Consider the following 18814-nt stretch of genomic DNA (forward strand, 5'->3'; position numbering starts at 1 on the left):
CTGGTTTTCCAAAACTTTATCATGCGCATTTTACGGACAACCAGCGGCTTTTCGAACAGGGTCAAGCTACCTTCCTACAGATGAGGTCGCATCTTTTTAGTAGGAAGGCAGCTTGCTGCCGATCTCTTCTGGAACGGTGATTTTAGGCGTGGCCAAAGATTGATTGTATAGTTTTAGTCCCAAAATCTCCGAGTATCCACGCTTTGGTCCTTTATCAATCCAACTACCAACTCATTTCCTACGCTTCCCAATGACTGTAGAAACCGCCTTTAACAAAGATCTCTTTTTTATCATCTTCGGCTTTTATATGCTCGGCATGGTTGTGCTGGGCTGGTGGGTGTCCCGCGGGCAGAAGTCGGGAGATGACTTTTTATTGGGTGGGCGAAAAGTGCCTTTTTTGTTGGTGCTCGGAACCACGATCGCCACGATGGTTGGAACCGGCTCAAGCATGGGAGCAGTGGGCAAAGCTTACTCGCTCGGATGGGCGGGTGCGTTGTTTGCCATTGGGGGTGCCGCAGGTCTGTTCTTTTTGGCGAAGTTTTTTGCTGATGTTCGCAAGTACAAGTTCATGACCTTCTCGGAGGAGATGTCGTTTTACTACGGTGGAAACCGTTTGATAAAAGGCATCGTTGGTGTGGCCATTTTCTTTGCCTCGGTTGGCTGGTTGGGCACGCACATACTGGGAGGCAGCCTTTACCTGAATTGGGTAGCGGGAATCGACATGACTACAGCGAAGATCATAGTCGCTTCCGGGTTTACCATTTATGTGATCATCGGCGGCTACACGGCTGTGGTTTGGACAGACACGATTCAGGCGGTGATTCTGTTTTTCGGATTCATTTTGATGGGAGTTCTCTGTCTTAATAAAATCGATGCCTGGAACAACGCAGACGTGCTGTTCAATGCCCGGTATTTCACCTTCCTGGATTCCAATCAGTTTTTGGCATCTCTGACAGTGGCTCTCAGCATATTCATCAGCACCGCTACCGTGCCTTCCTTTCGTCAGCGCATCTACTCCTCAAAAGATAAGAAAACCGTGCAAAAGAGTTTCTATATCTCAGCACTGTTGTATCTGTTGTTCGCGGTTATCCCGGTCATAGTTGGAATCACCGCATTCAACCTGATTCCGGATATCGCACGAGCGGACCAGGCGTTTCCGGAACTGGTGACAAAGATCCTTCCGGCCAGTATAGGTATTATTGTTCTCATCGCAGGATTAAGCGCGGTGATATCCTCTGCGAGCTCCGATGCGATTGCAGGGACCTCCATTCTGTTGCGCGATGTCTTTATTTTGCTGACGGGTAAAATGCCACCCAAAGAAAAGGCCATCACCTACTCACGATATGGCGCAACCATCACATCCGTATTCGCCGTACTTTTCTCCATGTTGTCCGACAACATTTTCGACTACATCAAAAACATGGTTGGCATCGTGATGAGTGGAATGTTCGTCTGCTGTATGTTTGGGAAATTCTGGAAACGAAGTACCTGGCAGGGCGGAGTAGCTGCCCTCGTTACCGGATCAGCAACCGCGCTCATCGTTATCTTTGTGCCAGCATGGAAAGCCTACTTTGGTGGAGTGACAATTCCCTCGGTCGTGGTTTCCAGCATCTGTTGCGTAGTCGTAAGTCTACTCACACCTCCTAATTCCATATCGGAGGAAGAAGCGTTGGCATCTCTGGAAAAAGAACGGGAAGTGTTTAGTTCGTGATCGGAGCATTTTTATTAAAAACAGTCGCTGATTCAGGTCGGTTGTTGCTTCCGTCTGTTCGTTCCTCGAAACGCCATAAACCGTCGATTTCAGGACGGCTCGCTCGGCGATCGAGCCCTACCAATTTTAGGAAAATTACGACTACCAACAGTTAAATGCTCTAAGTCCAAGTAGTACAGAAAAAACCCCGCGCCTTTTGACACGGGGTTTTTGAAAATCGATGAATCTAAATTAACGACCGAATACCTGTGCTTCGATGTAATGATTCATGGTATCGGTAGAATTGCCTTGTGAGTAAAAGCGAACGTGCTGGCCCTTGACTCCCTTGGCATCGATAACCTTGCCTTCGTGAGTTTCAATATAGGCTTTATCTCCACCTCTACCGAGACCAGCTGAGTTGTCGTGATCGCTGTTAAAGACGGTTTTTACTCCGCTTCCAAACTCGGCATCGTCAGACACCTGGACAATCACGTCGTGGTAAGCACGCGCTTGTGAATGGTAGTGCCAGAGAGCGATAACAAAGATCTCCTTAGATTCTTCCAAATCAATTTGCACCCACTGCAGTTCAGGACCCAGCTCAACGTAGTAACCTTCGTCAGCGTCTTTGTCCCCGTCTGTAAGGAACTCGAGTTCGCCGATGATAGGCCAATCGTCACTGGAGGTAACTTCTTTGCCTTCGGAGACATTTTCCACGTCATCAGGAACCATAATTGCAGGCCGCTCTCCTATGGTGGTTTTTTCCAAATGCGAGATTCCTTTAATTGGAACCGGCGTACCTGAGAATTTAGGTTTTGGGAGCTCAAGCTCTAAAGCCTTCTCCGCCTGAGCAGCGGTGAGCGAGAACAAGTAGGCTCCAATAAATACGGAAGCCGTGATAATACGTACTATATTTTTCATAGAGTTATGCATGGAAATCTTCATCAGTAAAGGTGAGTCGACGACCCGCTTCGATCGCTTCATTAACCTTCAAAACAGCCGCTTCACACTGAAGTGCTTCATGGCCGGGGCAATTCAACGTGTCTTCGCCACGGATGGTGTTAAGGAAATTTTCAATGTGAGGCTGGTGAATATAGCCCTCCAAAGTCGCATTTACCGCGAACGCATCCAGAGCAGCGGTTTCGCGCACATCTACGGTAGATGATTTTTCTTGTCTCACTGGTAATGGAATTTCCCAAGGTCTCACGTTATTTGCTCCTTCTTTCTTTAGGAACCCTTGTTCGACGTATTTGTTCCAGTCAGGTGCACTTGCTTCACGAAAAACAGTGGTATACTTCGGGTTCTCGGACATTTTGATCGAGCCCTGGTCACCCATGAAGTATTCGAAGTATCCACCACCAGCACTGGTGGTTGTGAGGACTTGATAGAACGCTCTCACAGGTCCTTGAGCTGTATCGAACTCATAGATAGCCATCACGTTATCATGCCATTCCAAACTGTCGTAATAATCAGCTCCCCCACTCGCGGTAACCGCCTTGGGATTCGCGCCGAGGAACCAGCCATAGATATCGATCTGGTGAGCACCCAAGTCTGAAATGGGTCCTCCACCAAGGCCTTTGAACCAACGCCAGTTGCGAAACTGGTGCATGCCTTCAAACCCAAACTCCTTGAGAATATCATCGGAGATAGCATATTTTTCCGGCCATCCAAGCGGTTCGGTAACCGCGCGGTTCCACTGCCCATTTACGTTGGTGATACGACCACAGAGCTGGTTATCATCTATGAGATGCTTCTTAACAAACTGATAGCGGGGATTGCTTCGACGCTGGTGGCCGATCTGCAGAAGTTTACCTGTTTTCTCAGCTGTGCGAACCATGGATACCGCACCTTCGTGCGTATTGGACATCATCTTTTCGCAATAAACATTAATTCCCGCCTCGAGACAGGCATTGGTCATCGGTGCATGCCAGAAGTCAGGCGTGGCGATAAACACCGCATCGAGGTCCGGCTGCTTATCCAGCATCTCCCTGAAGTCCGTGTATGGAGTCGGCTTTTGCCCGCTCTTTCTCCAGAGGCCTATACCACGCTTCAAATTAAAACTTTCCCAAATGTCACAAACAGCCACCACGTTGAGACCGGGAAGTTTCATCAGTGATTGCATAAGCACCTGGCCCTGCGCACCCACTCCAATCTGAGCGATGTTGATATTGTCCATCTTTGACTCACCACCTACACCAAAGAGGGGAAGGTTTTTAGACAGCATCAGACCGGCTCCACCGGCGACACTGGTTTTTAAAAAGCTACGGCGATCAACGCCGAATCCTGTTTCGTTATTCATGATTAATTGGGGCTTGGGTTAATCTTTTAACAACACCCATTTGGCATTCGTTATGGTTTTTAGAGCCATCACACAGATAATCACATGAATTCCTAACCAGGCGATTCCATGCTGCTCGTCTATAGCCATCATACCAATGGATAATCCAACATAAAGCAACAGCGATACAATCAAAGATATCCGCAACTTGATGCCAAGAAGCAGGGTAATCGAGAGTATCAGCATAATGTAACCCATCGGCAGGGCAAATAGCTTGGCAGCCCAACCAGGGATGATGGAGCCAGCAGCAATTCCGCCTGCCATACCGTTCATCTTGCCGTAGTAGTTTCCGAAGCTGTAATTACCTGGAGACCCAAATTTATCCAAACCGGCGAATAGCCAGCGGAAGGCAAGAAACAAGCGAAGGGCAAGGAACGCCCAGGTTTCGTTGCATGAATTAGCACTTTGGGTAGATGATGTCGAATTTTCACTCATAACTTGTAGGTGTCTTTAAAAAGAAAAAAAACAAATTAGATAACTTCTAAGCACTGAACCAAACAAATTCGTCATGGATTGGAAAATTCTGTGACAATGTCTACCATTTTGGCCGAATTCGACTGGAGATGGCATTGAAATTCGCAGAATGCTGACGGCGTTAGTTGTTTTTACATGGACGGTTAAGCATAATTTGCCAAAAACCATCACCCGTGACTCAAGCCCCAAACCACATTTCATTTTACCTGAGTATCCCTTGTTTCAACGAGGGAGATCGTTTGGCTCAATTTCTGCCGGGGCTTTGTACGGCTATCTCCAAATCGGACCTATCGGTTGAAGTACAGATCGTCGACGATGGTTCGGAGTTTTATGATCAAGGACATTACCGATCGTTGATGGACCTGCTTCGTCCCACTTTCCCATTTTTAAAGGCACCCATCACTTTGGAAGAAAACAGAGGAAAAGGAAATGCGGTTTATGCGGGATGGGCAGAAGCGGGTGATGCAGATATGGTGGCCTTCGCCGATGCGGATGGCGCAGTTAAACCCAATGAGGTGGTTCGTGTGCTTACACTCATAGCTAATGATTCATCTTCTCATCAAAAGCTTTACGCAGCGAGCCGCGTTAAAAATGAAGAAACAAATGTACACCGGCGTGCCATTCGCAACCTGGGTGGACTCACTTTTCGCTGGCTACGCAAACGACTCTTCTCTTTTCCTATCGAAGATACGCAATGCGGATTTAAGGTCGTTCCTCGCCAGTTCTTTGCCGATAATAAAGACCGTTTAAAAGAAGGAAGATTCGCATTTGATATCGAGCTGCTCTACCATGCCCAGAATGCAGGCCTGCAATTGACCGAAGTCCCCATAACCTGGGCCGATGTGAAAGGCGGACACATCAACCTGCTGAGTTCTTTCGGGTTGTTTAAAGACCTTCTCAAACTCAAAGGCCGTCTGGATAGGGAAGCAGATTGAAATATGAGCAAATGGCTCAATTTACTTTCACTTAATGGATGAGAATTTCACGGACAGTTACCTTATCGGAGGATGAGATAGAAATCATTGCGATACGAGCGAGTGGTCCGGGTGGACAAAACGTCAATAAGGTATCAACGGCCATCCAGCTGTTCTTTAATATACACAACTCCAGTTTGAGCAATCAGCTCAAGGAACGACTGCTCAAACTAAACGACAGCCGGATTAGCTCGGAAGGCATGGTCGTAATTAAGGCTCAATCCCACCGCAGCCAGGAGAAAAACAAAGAGGCGGCAAAAGAGCGTTTGAAAGTACTTATTCTATCGGCGCTAAAAGAACCTAAAAAGCGTAAACCTACCAAGCCTTCCCGGGCGGCCCGTGAGCGTCGGATAGAGGGAAAGAAAAAAAACAGTCGAAACAAACAACTCAGGGGGCGAGTAAAGTTCGATTAGGAAACTTTTACGTATGGAAAAGACGCCCGGATTTCGCCAGACGCCTATTAATTTAAAAAATCAATACAAACTACTACGCTGATCCAGCCAACATCTCGGCCGTTCCTCTTTCGAGTGTTTTGGCTCCCGCTTCATAGGGTTCCATAAATCCGACAGCAACAGGATCCGGGAAGATATCCTCTTTCCCGGCCTCCATACCATCGAGGATAGCGTCGGACACAGATTCAGGAGTGGCTTTATCCATTTGCAGACCGGCAGCCATATCGGTATCGACCGGTCCCGGGTATACGCCAACTACTTGAATGTTCTTGCCCCTGGTCAAACGTAGGCCCTGCGTAAGCGAATGAACCGCTGCTTTGCTGTCACTGTATGTAGGAAACGGTGGGAAGTTTACCAAGCTAGCCATGCTACCAATATTGATAAGGGCCCCTCCTCCATTGCCTTCAACTATCGGAACGAAAGCACGAGCCACATTTAAAGCACCCCAATAGTTTACTTCATGTTCCTGTCTTGCCGCGCTCAGGTCATCGGCAAACAGATCCGTTTGAGCCGCGTATCCGGCGTTGTTGATAACAATTTGAACATCCCCCGCAAGCGAGGCCACGTGAGCAACCTGATCAACCTGGGTAACGTCCAGTGATACAGGAACCACCTGATCAGAATTGCTCTCCATCAGGGACTTCAATGAGTCGGTGTTTCTGGCAGTAGCATAAACTTTGGAAGCTCCCCGTTTTAACAAGCCCTCTACTAACGCACGGCCAATGCCGCGATTACTTCCGGTAACGAGCGCTACCTTTCCTTCAATTTTCGTTTTCATAATAAAAATTATTAGTGGTTTTGTGAGGTAAGTCCCCGCTTTGGAAATTACCTTTCAGTTTCTTTTGAATACCATTCATTTCGCCGCATGGGGAGGTCGAAATACAACAATTCAACAGAGCTCTTGGTTTTAATCGTTTGGGCTGCTTCATTCTTTAAAGCAAGTCCATCCCCGCGGCGGAGCGTCAGATCTCCCACGATTGCCTCTCCATCGACGACTTGCAACCACCCCAATCGATTTTCCGATCCCGGAATTTCAAGCTCCAGGGATGAATCCAAGATCGTATTTAGTATGCGGGCGTCCTGCCGAATATCGACAATTCCTTCCTCACCTTCAGGAGAAGCCAACGTAAGCCATTTGTTTTTACGCTGCTCCAAGTCAAAGTCCTGCTCCTGATATCTGGGAGGTAAGCCAAGCCTGTCGGGCTGAATCCAGATCTGCAACAAGCGTGCCGGTTCGGTTTCCGAAGGATTGAACTCACTATGATAAATACCGGTTCCTGCCCCCATCAACTGAACACGTCCAGGATGAACCTGAGATGAATTTCCGGTGCTGTCCTTATGGGCAAGCGCTCCTTCGGTTACATAAGAGAAAATCTCCATGTCCCGGTGCGGATGCGTCGGAAACCCGCCGCCTCCCGCTATTGTATCATCGTTCATAACACGCAGCGGACCCCATTGCATGTGGTCAGGATCGTGATATTCCCCAAACGAGAAGGTATGGTAAGTATCCAACCAATCAAATTGCATATGACCACGTTCTTCTGCTTTGCGTATAACTTTCATTACTTCTTTCTCCTACTATTTCTGTTTTTTTTTAAATGAAACTCCCCGACGCAAGCATCGGGGTATCTGAAATACAAGAACAAGCTCTTTTCTCTTTTGCTCGCAAGAATCCAGCAGACATCGTTGGTATTCGATTCGCGACCAAGGTCACTCCTACAACTACTTTCGCATGTCAAAATGTAGGAAGCTAGCTTGCTGGCGATCTCCGCGATTTCAACCTTTCCCTTCAGTCACCGACCCCGACGCAAGCTTCGGGGAATAACAAGTTAAAATCAAGCGAAGCGTTTCCGCCGTCCGGGACAAACAAGAGTGAACGAACTATGAGATCGAGAGCGCACTCCTTTCCAGCAGACAAAAAGAAACTCGAAGGATGATATTAAGATAGGTGGCGCAGTATGAATTTTCCTTACACCTTAAACCAGACCGGTTTTGTTAAACTAAATTCGCAGCAAGCAAGCCGGCATGGCACTAGTCCAGCGAGCGATTCCGAATCCGGAGGTTGATTAGTTGGAATAGTATTTCCCGCTTCCATTATGGAAAAACGAAGGCTGGTGCTTCCAGTAAATAAAGCGTTGACGAAGTCATTTAATTGCATCTTTGTGCACCTTAAAATCTCTAGAAATTTTCCATCTTGATGGAGAAACTCTATTGACTGAGCCGCCAAGGAATTACCCCAATGAACATAAGAAAACGAGTTAGCAAAACAACGCCGATCATTATGGCAGTGTTAGCTTGCGTACTAAGTTTCCAGCTGTCGTTACAGGCTGATGACCATCTGACTCTCGTCTGGAGTGACGAATTTGAATACACTGGCCTGCCCGACACAAACAAGTGGAGTTACGATGTAGGAGGCCACGGCTGGGGAAATAACGAGCTTCAGTACTACACGGAGGGTCGCATTGAAAATGTGAAGGTCGAGAACGGTGTCCTGACGATTGAAGCGCGAAAAGAAAGTTTTCAAGGCAGCGGCTATACATCTACCCGACTGGTATCGAGAAACAAGGGCGACTGGAAATACGGACGCTTTGAAATCCGGGCCAAGCTGCCAAGGGGACGTGGAACCTGGCCCGCGATCTGGATGTTGCCGACTGATTGGGTTTATGGTGGTTGGCCAGGCAGCGGCGAGATCGACATCATGGAGCACGTAGGCTACGATATGAACCGGGTCCATGGCACCATTCATACGGAAGCGTTTAACCACACTAAAGGTACACAAATCGGCACAAGTATTGTAGCGAGCAATGTAGACACAGAATTCCATGTCTACTCACTGGAATGGTGGCCTGACCGCATTGATGTTTTCCTGGATGGGGAACGCTACTTTTCCGTTTCTGACAATGGGTCCGGTTTTGCCGCCTGGCCATTTGACCAACGCTTCCACTTAATAATGAACATCGCCGTAGGAGGAAATTGGGGAGGCGCCCAGGGCATTGATGACTCCATTTATCCTCAACGCATGGAAGTGGACTACGTGCGTGTCTATGAGTTAGTTGAGCCTGTTGAAGAACCAGGCATTGTTGTGCCAGCAAGAATTGAAGCGGAGGATCTCAGCGCGCAATTCGGCATGCAACTCGAGCAAACATCCGACATAGGCGGCGGTTTTAACGCAGGTTTCCTGGGTGACGGAGACTGGGCTGAGTATAAGTTGGATGTCCAATTTCCTGGTCAGTATGCGTTTGATCTCCGCTACGCGAGTCTCAACGGGACGGCAGCGGTTAACCTTAGCCTGGGTTCAGGCAGCCCCATCCATTCCGGAACCTTGGCAGCAACAGGAGGATGGCAATCGTGGACTACACAGCGGGTAGCACTCATGGATCTGTCTGCAGGAGAACACATACTCAGAGTTACGATCGAGGCTCCGAGCGGAGAAGATCTAAACTACAACTGGATCGATGCAGTCCTACTGGAATCAGCTATTCTGGACGATCCTTATGGAGACCCGGATATTGACGGTATTCCAAATATTTTTGAGCACGCATTCTTACTTGATGAACAGGCAACGGATTCGCAAGAGATGCTTCCTCATGTGCATTCCGATAAAAGAGGAAACAGCGTATTTGCAAGGATCACCTATCGACAACGCTCAGGAGGCACTGGCGCAACGGGCACTCATTACCATGCCGGAGGAGTCACCTATCAGGTGGAAACATCCAGCACCCTTCAATCAGACTCCTGGTTATCAGGAACTAATCTATTCAGACTAATTGGCGATCCCATTGATAATGGTGATGGTTCCGAATCCGTAACCGTTGAATTTGCCTTTCCCGTAAGCAACTCCGGTCAATTCCTCCGCCTGAACCTGATCACAGACTCGTAATTGTATTTGCTACAATCATAGTCGGCACCATCTACTACTCACTGATGAAACTCTGTCTGCTCGCACTCCTTCTGTTTCCAACCCTGATACTATCCGGTGCATCCGTATTCACCGTCAAAGGCAGACAAATTCACCTTAATGGAGAACCGTTTCACATAAAAGGAGTCTGCTACAACGCTGCATCCATCGGCGAAACAGGCACAGAGACTCCTTACGGCGACTACTATACGGACAACTATCTATCACTCACCGAACGGGACGCCAAGAACCTGCGGAAGCTGGGAGCTAACGTACAACGCAGCTACGGGTGGACTCCCGGCGAAAACCATAAACGCTACCTCGACCGAGCCTACAATAACGCGGAGCAATCCGTTTATATGTTTATCAATCGCTGGATCGATCCTCACACTGACTGGGGAAATGCAGCGGCTGTAAAGGAAATCACGAAATCATGGATGACGATCGTCGAAGAAACAAAGGATCATCCTGCTATCATCGGCTACTTGCTCGGAAACGAGCACAACAACGAAGCCGGAAACGGAGCTAACCCGTTATTCTGGCAGGCCATGGAAACGATAGCGGCCGCCGTGAAAAAAGCCGCGCCCGGTAAATTGGTTTCTGTACCCATAACGGATCGCATCGACGAAGTGACCCAGGTCGACGCCACCCTGAAATCCATAGATTTCTGGAGTATCCAAGTCTATCGCTCCACGACCTTAGGTACCTTTTTCGAAGAGTACAAAACCGCGAGTAGCAAACCGGTCGTTCTGACCGAATACGGCTACGACGCGTTCGACAACAACACTGGCCAAGTATATCCCGACAACGCCACCTACCAGGCAGAGGTGGTTGAGAGCATGATCAGTGAGATAAACAGTAATAGCGATGTTTGCGCGGGTGGCTGTATCTTTGAATACCGGGACGAATGGTGGAAATCGAAAGGTAGTATTCACGAACAGGACCCAGGTGGATTTCCTGCATTGGGCATGCCAGACAAAGTTTTGAATGAGGAATGGTGGGGCATTTATTCTGCGACCAAGAATGGAGAACTACCGGATAAGCTGTCTCCACGAATGCTGAAATATCGGTTGGAGAAACTTTGGGCGACCCACTAGGAATACCCAAAAGGCTTAGCCATCTATACTGATATACGGTCGCTTAATTAGCCGGTATAGCCAAAACTTTTCCAGCCGTTCATCTTCATCCGGTTCCTATCAAAAAGAGGGTTGATTAAACTATTAATTGCATTATTGAGCACCTTATTAAAAAGATACTTTAGCACAATTACCCCATGAAATTCTTCCAGATAATACTCCTGTTTACCTCCGGACTTTCCCTATCCGGCGCCTCGGTATTTACGGTTGAAGAAAAACAAATTCTGTTGAATGGAGAACCCTTCCGGATCAAAGGCATTTGTTATAGCCCTAATCAGATCGGACAATCCGGTACTCTAACCCCCTTTGGAGATTTCTTTACTGGCTTATTCTTTGCCACCACCGGTCCAGATAATGCAAATATGCGCAGAATGGGCGCCAATGTTCAGCGAGGCTACGGCTGGTCTGTCGGTAGCAGCCATACTGCCTACCTCGACCGCAGTTATAATGATGGGATAAATCCCATGTATGTATTTATAAACCGATGGATAGATCCAAGTACAGACTGGGATAATACTGCTGCTGTGAATGCCATAGTAAACGATTGGGTCGCCATAGCAGAAGAGACGAAAGATCACCCAGGTGTCATCGGATATTTGTTTGGAAATGAAGCAAATGTTCAATCCGGGAACGCAACAAAAGCGTCGTTCTGGAACACCATGGAAACCATAGCTGCAGCCATAAAGGAAGTTGCACCGGACAAGCTGGTTTCGTTTCCCATTACAGATGCTCTCAGTTCGGTTCAAATTGTTGATGAACTAGTGCCATCGATTGATTTCTGGAGTATCCAGGTATACCGCTCAACCACCTTTGGCACTTTCTTCGAAGAATACAAACTCGCGAGCGACAAACCGGTCGTTCTTACCGAATTCGGCTACGATGCCTATGACAATACAGCCGAAAGCGAATACCCGGATAACGCCTCATTTTCCGCCGATGTGGTAGAAGGCATGCTTAAAGAAATCGAAGCCAATAGCGATGTGTGCGCAGGTGGGATGATATTTTCCTACCGCGATGAATGGTGGAAAGCACAAGGTAGCCTAACAGCACAGGACAACGGCGGAATCGTCGCCGGAGGCATGCCCGATGGGTTTTTAAACGAGGAATGGTGGGGAATATATTCAGCCGAGAACAATGGTTTTCTACCTGATAAGCTGACACCTCGGGCTCTCTATTACCGTCTGATTTCTCTGTGGAATCCTGTCCCTGAATTTGATGCTAAAGTCACTCTGGATGACACCGGCCTGGTGATTGAGTATGATCGCGATGAGGATGATCGTGACTTTCGTTACGAAGTACAAATCAGCAACGACCTCAATAACTGGACAGCCATTGCTGACAATGCCGATTCGGTAGCTCTGGAGGCAGTCGAAGGAGAAAATTTGACGATTACAGAGACCGTGATTGAGGGCGTAGCGAGAATCCGCATTGAAGACTCAGGGTTCCTGGAAAGAGGAAGCGGTACTTTCGTTCGAGCCGGCGTGGGTGGAAGAAATTAATCTAGCGGAACAAGCGTTATTTCCATTAGAAGGCCACGGAAAACCAACGGAAACGCATTGAATTATCAGCCAAATTAATAAGGTGCACATTAATGCAAATTTTTTATTGACGATGGCAATACTCAAGCTCTAACTCGTTCAATACTTCGACTACCCCGTACTGGGGAAATTAATCAGCATCCCCGAAAACAAGGATGCAACAATCAGAACATCAAATGAATATACAACGCGCATTCCTGACATTAATCTGTCTTTGCTTCGGGGCATCTTTCTCGAACGCTCAACTCGCCATGCCCCTCACTTTCGATGAGGCCATGACATTTACATTTACCGATTTCGGACCGGATGTTGAAAACGACGGACGTCCGACAGATAAAGTGACGACCGTCGCAGCAGACCCTGATGCGGCTGAGAACATGGTCGCCGCCGCCATCAAGCCGGCAGGTGCTCAAACCTGGTCGGGGGTTACCTTTTGGGATGCTACCAAAGTTCCCGTTTCCGAATCGGAAACGAGAATCTCAGTTCGCGTTCGGACACCAGCGGCCAATACACCCATCCTACTCAAGATTGAAAACAATCTATCTCCTTCCCACTTCGTAGAGAAGATTGTTAACTCAACGAAGGCCGGTGAATGGGAAATACTCACCTTTGATTATGCGAGTCCAACGGGTGGAGAATTGGATTTCAATGAGCTCCTGCCCGTCTATAACCGGATTTCCATATTCTTCAATTTTGGCGCCGGCGGAGGTGCAACAGACACCACTTACCATTTTGAGGACGTCACTTTAGGGGCACCGGAAATCTTAAACCTCCCCTTTGATTTTGAATCCGACACCCTCGCCTACGATTTTGGTGAAGGAGGCGGCTTTGGCGGCGGAGTGTCGACTATTATAGACAACCCCCAAATGGTGGAACCCAATACCAGTGCCAAGGTAGCACAAATGGTAAAAAATGCACCTGAAACTTGGGCAGGCAGCACACTGGTCTTAGATGGCCCTCTTAATTTCGGCAATGGTTCAAGAATTTCACTGGACGTATTTTCACCACGTGCGGGCGTTCCCGTTCTCATGAAATTGGAAGGAGCAGTGCCAGCTGAAGTATCTATGGATACTACCATGGCAAATGCATGGGAAACACTCACTTACGATTTCGCGGGCAAAACGGCAGCGGAGTATACAGGTATTAGCTTATTCTTTGATTTTGGCACCGCGGGCGACGGCTCGGCCAATTTCACCTTCCTTTTTGATAATCTTCAATTAGCACCCGAATTAGTTACGCTACCGCTCGATTTCGAAAACGATAGTGTATTTTACCTTTTCAACAATTTTGGTGGAGCTGCAGCTAGCCGCGTAGCAAACCCTGATGCTTCAGGCATAAATACCAGCGACTTCGTAGGATGTGCAGTCAAAAGCGCACCTGAGGTATGGGCAGGATCTACCATGAATTTCCCTGGTGGCCTGGACTTCTCGGAGAGCAGTGTTTTCAAAATGAAAGTATGGTCTCCCAGAGCAGGTGTGCCCGTACTATTTAAATTGGAACCCAGTGGAGATCCGGCGATAGAAGTCTCGGTAAACACAACCGTGGCCAATGCGTGGGAAGAGCTGACCTTCGATTTCACCGGACAAACAGACGGCGAACTCAACGGAATATCTTTCTTCTTTGATTTCGGAGCTGTCGGCGATGGCACTGAGAATTTCACTTTCTATTTTGACGATGTGGCCCTGGAAGGAGTTGGCGGAGGCTTAGACCCAGTCGTCCTGCCAGTCACCTTCGATTCAGGAGTGGGTTACGGCCTCACTGACTTTGGAAACATGGCACCCACCGTCATTGGTGACGATCCGGTTGAAGGAGCATCTAATCCGGTTGCCATCGCAACTCGACCCGATAACGCAGAGACCTGGGCCGGAACAACAGTCGGAGAGCCTGATGGTTTCGCAAGTCCATTTCCGTTCTCCCACGAAGCGACTCAAATATCGGTGCGCATTTATGCTCCTGCCATGGGGATCCCGGTCCGCTTGAAAGTTGAAAATGCGGCTAACAACGCCATCTCAGCTGAGACTGAAGCAACCACCACGGTAGCAAACATGTGGGAAACTCTGGTCTTTGACTTTGGTCAACCCGCAGAAGGAACTTCAGCAGTAAGCCTGGATAACACCTACAATAAGGTGAGCATCTTCTTCAATTTCGGCACAGCCGGTGCCACAGCAGGAGAGCAAATCTTCTACTGGGATGACATCATCTGGACAGGAGAGACCAATGAAGGGCTCGGGGGTCCCGCAAGACCATCGCTGCCAATCACATTCCAGCTGCCTCCTGAAGAAGTGGACTATACCGTCACGGACTTCGAAGGAAATGTATCGGTTATAGGAGCTGATCCTGTAGATGCGACCAACGTCGCGGTTGCCACTCAAAAGAGCGGAAATGCCAAGCCATGGGCAGGAACCACTATGAGTACTCCTGCTGGACTCGCTGAAGCGATTCCGGTTACGGCAACGAATACGAAAATGTCCGTCAGAGTTTATTCACCGGATGCAAACATCCCGGTTCGCTTAAAAATCGAGGATAAGGATGACGCTACTCACTCAGTGGAAACCGAAGCCATGACAACCGTCGCAAACGAATGGGAAACCCTGGTATTTGATTTCGCAAACGAAGCAACGGGCACTGCAGCACTGAACCTGGATTACACCTTCAATCTGGCATCTATATTCTTCAACTTTGGCACAACCGGTGCCGACGCTGGTGAGAAAATCTACTACTGGGACGATGTTATGTTTGTTGAAACAGCAGACGATACTCCCAGAGCCGTGGGTGAAGACGCTGGATCTAACACAATTACTCTCGCAGCTGATCCTACGCCCGATGTTGTAGTTGGTCTGCTGGTTTTTGATGATGGTGGAAATGAATTGGGTAAAATTGCCTCTATTGCCGGACGAGTACTTACCTTGAAAAACCCGTTAGCCATTGCCATTCCGGCCAATGCTCGTTTAACCTTTGTCGTGGATAATACCCCTGTCACTTCAGGTGGACAACTGGTAAATATCTCTACTCGTGGTCAGGTTGGATCAGCAGACGCTGCTTTATTTGCCAGTTTTGTTATTGGTAAAGATACACAACAGGTTCTCATTAATGGTATTGGTGCGGATGAGCTTACAACTGTTCCCGGTGCCCTTGTAGATCCTATTCTTGAGATCAGAAATGCGGCAACCAACGAACTGATGGATTCCAACGATAGTTGGGAGAGTGATCAGAAGGATGCGATAAACGCATTGTGGCCTACAGATAGAAATCCTTTAAAGGATGGAAGCAAAGCTGCAGGAATTCTTATAACCCTGCCAACGGGTCAATGGTCAGCTATTCTCCGAGGAGTAGGCGACACCACTGGAGTTGGGCAGATTGAGGTCTTCGAAGTCGACTAAGTTTAAGTCTACTTTGAATCAATAAAAACTAATATCTAATAAACATTTATAGCTGGGCAGGCGGTAAACCTGCCCAGCATCGTTTTTACAGTATGCTTCCTGGCGTAGGCCAAAGACCCAGATACAAACTTTGAGTGAAACCACTCTCCTGGAGGGAAGATAAAAGATCCGAAAAACAGTGAGAAATACATCCAAAAGCACGGCAGCCAAGTGGTTGAAAAATGTGCCACGAGAAAGCCAAAGCATTTTTTCAAAGAGTGAGGGCGACCGAAAAGGTGCCGCCATAATAGAAGTCTTTGAAGTGGCTGACAATTTAGAACCAACTAATAACTAAGTATCATTGTCAGGTCATGGGGTGACCTGACATTGTTTGTTATAGGAAGGCGGATTATCAACTCAGTATGATTTTAGCGACCCGACGCTTTCGGATGACGATCAACCGTGTATAGTCCCCAGTGTTTCTCAGCTCCAGCAGGATCATTGGGATTGCCTTTCCAATCCTCGTCAAAGGCTTCGAACCAGAAGGTGGTGATGTTCATGGCATCGGTCCATTTCATCAATTCCCCGAAATGCCTGGCCTGATTGACTTCATTGGCCTGCTCAGGAAACTCGGAGGCGACCGTAGGCCAGCCAGCCTCCAGGATTGCCAGAGGAACATTTGGGATCGCTTGCTGAACAGCCATCAGGTTCTCGATGGAATAGGCAAGGGCTTCATCTATGGTTTTATGTTCCCAAATCGGGTAAGTATGAACACCGGCAAAATCAACAACTGCGGAAAGCGCAGCCGCATGGTTTATCCACGCCACATAATTGTCGGCAGTCGAAACCGGTTGCTGGATCGCTTCCTTGGTCAATTGGATATAATTCACCATGCTTTCGATAGAAACAAGATGATCATTCCAATCGACCAGGGCTTCGTTACCTATGTTAACGGCAACTACAATTTCTGGATACTGCTGAGCCAGCTCGATGGCGCGTCCCACTTCGGTGACATTGGCTAGGCGATTGGATTCTAACTTGGTAGCCCGTATCGGTTCTGTTAACCAGGCACACCCTTCATGGTTGCTCAGCTCTGCATCCAACCAGGCCCCTAACATCACCTTAATAGGCAAGTCGTACTTTTTAATCTGCTGTAGAACCATCTCAGAATTTTCCTGACTGTCGTAAAGTCGGATGAGCGGAATTTCCAATTCATTCGACAGGATTAAAAGGTCTTCCAGAATTTCTTCCGGAGAAGGATTATTGGGGCCATCACCACGATCAGGATATTGTCCGTTACGAAAACCTGAATAAGCAATGGCTTTGTGAAAGTCGGCTATCAAAGCATCGGATTTTTGTGGTAGGAAGAAGGAGGCTTTCTCATGAGTGACAATTTCTTTTTCCATAGATATACAACCAGACCCCAGAGCGGCCAAAATACTAACAGTAAGGATTGAAAGTCTGAGTGACATATTGCAGCACGCCCATGAGGACTTCCTCCCTAAACGTGACCGCGACGAGCTTCCAATTCAGCCCTCACTTCGTGAGCTCTTTCTTCAGTAATAGGATAAAAATACACCGCCAAAATAGCTAAAGCGGACGTTACGAAAGGAACTACTACATCAAATAAGCGCATAAGAAACAAGGTGCGGTCGGATTGATTACCTTCAAAAGCGACATCAAATCCTGTGGCATTGAGAGCAAAGCCTGAAAGCAACAATACAAAGGCCATGCCCAATTTCACCACCCACCAGAATATAGAGCCGAACATACCTTCACGTCGTTGACCGGTTTCCAATTCGTCCACATCGCAAACATCAGCAATCATGGAACCCATTAGGGTGAAAAGACAACCCAGTCCAAAGGCAATGAACGGTGCGCAAACAAGAATGAGGTAAGGGTGCTCCGGGCTATAACAGAACCATTTGAGTCCATAGCCAAACAGAGAAATCCCCACCGATATAAAAAACGTTTTCTTCTTACCAAGCTTGGTGGCTACCCAGGATACTAAAAGAATAACGGTGAACGTCGACACTGCCATGACGGTTCCAAAGACACCCATCAGGTTGGCTCCCAGATCTTTGTCTCCACCATAGACATAATAAATTAGAACATAGGATGTAAATGAGGCGACGAGTTGATAGCCATTAAAAACAAGAAATGTTGCCGCACATAGCAAAACAAAGGATTTGCTTTTGATTGTCTTTAACAGTCCTTTGAAGAAGTCAGCACCATGGGTTAAAAATCCCTCTAATGCGCGCGTTTGTTGGATCGGACTTGGAGCTTTTTCCATATCCGCAAGACCCCTTTCTCTGGTTAAAAGAGCAGGCAAAACTCCTACAAGAATTACGAACACTCCGATCATGATCGCTAAACTTCGAGCACCGTCTACTGCAGTGGGAAAGAAGCGATCATTTTCCATAAATGCATAGAACCAGGGAAGAGCAATCCAGACAAATTGCCCCATGGCATTGGCAATCCCGAGGACACGGGTTCTTTCGTGGTAATCAGGAGTCAGTTCGTAGCCCAAGGCAACCCATGGAGTCGCAAACATGGTGTAAGCCAAATAAAAGAGGATGGAACCGATCAGAAAAAACCAGAAATAGAATTGTTCGCTGTGGCCAGGCGGCAATTGCCAAAGTCCTGCAAACAGAATTCCAGCGAATATGGCTCCAAAGAGAATGTATGGCCTACGCCTCCCCCACCGGGACTTCGTATTGTCGGAAATATAACCCATGAGCGGGTCAGTAAGTGCGTCCGTCAATCGCGGCAGTGCCATAAGTGTTCCCACCAGGGCAGGATTCATTCCAAGACCCAGAACCAGAACAATCGACATCATACTGATGGCCGCTCCGAGCAGGTTGTTTACCAAAGATCCAAAACCGTAGGCGATCTTTTGATACAGACTTATACGGTCTCCAGGTGCCGTTGAATAGTGTTTGGATTCGCTCACAGTTG

At 47.8% G+C, this 18814-nt stretch carries 15 protein-coding genes and 1 pseudogene; 9 read left to right on the plus strand and 7 right to left on the minus strand.

Annotation, left to right across the window (positions count from 1 at the left end):
• The first annotated feature begins 250 nt into the window (after positions 1–250).
• A complete protein-coding gene (locus O3C43_11880; protein MDA1067191.1) occupies positions 251–1711 on the plus strand; it encodes a sodium:solute symporter family protein in 1461 nt (486 codons plus the stop codon).
• A gap of 231 nt (positions 1712–1942) precedes the next feature.
• On the opposite strand, the gene O3C43_11885 is transcribed toward O3C43_11880, so the two are convergent.
• From O3C43_11885 to O3C43_11895, 3 genes are read right to left on the minus strand one after another with little or no spacing between them, the layout of a single operon-like run.
• The gene (locus O3C43_11885) at positions 1943–2608 is read right to left on the minus strand and encodes a hypothetical protein (protein ID MDA1067192.1); all 666 of its coding nucleotides are present in this window, start codon (positions 2606–2608) and stop codon (positions 1943–1945) included.
• A 4-nt stretch (positions 2609–2612) separates the two neighbouring features.
• A complete protein-coding gene (locus tag O3C43_11890; protein MDA1067193.1) occupies positions 2613–3986 on the minus strand; it encodes a Gfo/Idh/MocA family oxidoreductase in 1374 nt (457 codons plus the stop codon).
• A gap of 18 nt (positions 3987–4004) precedes the next feature.
• Positions 4005–4460 (minus strand): hypothetical protein, encoded by a 456-nt coding sequence (locus O3C43_11895; protein MDA1067194.1) that lies wholly within the window; start codon positions 4458–4460, stop codon positions 4005–4007.
• Between the two features lie 212 nt (positions 4461–4672).
• On the opposite strand from O3C43_11895, the gene O3C43_11900 reads away from it, so the two are divergent.
• Together O3C43_11900 and arfB are read left to right on the plus strand one after the other, a co-directional pair.
• Positions 4673–5434, plus strand: a complete 762-nt coding sequence (locus O3C43_11900; GenBank protein MDA1067195.1) for a glycosyltransferase — start codon at positions 4673–4675, stop codon at positions 5432–5434.
• Positions 5435–5472: 38 nt separating this feature from the next.
• Positions 5473–5886, plus strand: coding sequence for an alternative ribosome rescue aminoacyl-tRNA hydrolase ArfB (arfB, locus tag O3C43_11905; protein ID MDA1067196.1), 414 nt, complete (start codon positions 5473–5475; stop codon positions 5884–5886).
• Between the two features lie 73 nt (positions 5887–5959).
• Here the strand turns inward: arfB and O3C43_11910 are convergent, their stop codons facing one another.
• Positions 5960–6703, minus strand: coding sequence for an SDR family oxidoreductase (locus tag O3C43_11910; protein ID MDA1067197.1), 744 nt, complete (start codon positions 6701–6703; stop codon positions 5960–5962).
• Positions 6704–6750: 47 nt separating this feature from the next.
• Entirely contained in the window at positions 6751–7488 is a 738-nt protein-coding gene (locus O3C43_11915) for a pirin family protein (protein ID MDA1067198.1), read from the minus strand.
• 35 nt (positions 7489–7523) lie between these two features.
• Between O3C43_11915 and O3C43_11920 the strand changes: the two genes are divergently transcribed.
• From O3C43_11920 to O3C43_11945, 6 genes and pseudogenes are all read left to right on the plus strand, one after another.
• Positions 7524–7679, plus strand: a complete 156-nt coding sequence (locus O3C43_11920) for a hypothetical protein (protein ID MDA1067199.1) — start codon at positions 7524–7526, stop codon at positions 7677–7679.
• 527 nt (positions 7680–8206) lie between these two features.
• Positions 8207–8974 (plus strand): annotated as a pseudogene (locus O3C43_11925) (glycoside hydrolase family 16 protein).
• Positions 8975–9007: 33 nt separating this feature from the next.
• A complete protein-coding gene (locus O3C43_11930; protein ID MDA1067200.1) occupies positions 9008–9805 on the plus strand; it encodes a carbohydrate-binding protein in 798 nt (265 codons plus the stop codon).
• Positions 9806–9849: 44 nt separating this feature from the next.
• Positions 9850–10920, plus strand: coding sequence for a hypothetical protein (locus O3C43_11935; protein ID MDA1067201.1), 1071 nt, complete (start codon positions 9850–9852; stop codon positions 10918–10920).
• Positions 10921–11096: 176 nt separating this feature from the next.
• Positions 11097–12458, plus strand: coding sequence for a hypothetical protein (locus tag O3C43_11940; protein ID MDA1067202.1), 1362 nt, complete (start codon positions 11097–11099; stop codon positions 12456–12458).
• Between the two features lie 215 nt (positions 12459–12673).
• Positions 12674–15877 (plus strand): hypothetical protein, encoded by a 3204-nt coding sequence (locus O3C43_11945; protein ID MDA1067203.1) that lies wholly within the window; start codon positions 12674–12676, stop codon positions 15875–15877.
• Positions 15878–16284: 407 nt separating this feature from the next.
• Here O3C43_11945 and O3C43_11950 read toward each other — a convergent pair whose 3' ends face one another.
• On the minus strand, positions 16285–17262 hold the full coding sequence (locus tag O3C43_11950) for a glycosyl hydrolase family 17 protein (protein ID MDA1067204.1): 978 nt from the start codon (positions 17260–17262) through the stop codon (positions 16285–16287).
• A 95-nt stretch (positions 17263–17357) separates the two neighbouring features.
• Complete coding sequence (locus O3C43_11955; GenBank protein ID MDA1067205.1) at positions 17358–18809, minus strand: MFS transporter; 1452 nt, start codon at positions 18807–18809, stop codon at positions 17358–17360.
• Between the last annotated feature and the right edge of the window lie 5 nt (positions 18810–18814).

The sequence above is a fragment of the Verrucomicrobiota bacterium genome (genome assembly GCA_027622555.1).
In the GTDB taxonomy this organism is placed as follows: Bacteria; Verrucomicrobiota; Verrucomicrobiia; order Opitutales; family UBA2995; genus UBA2995.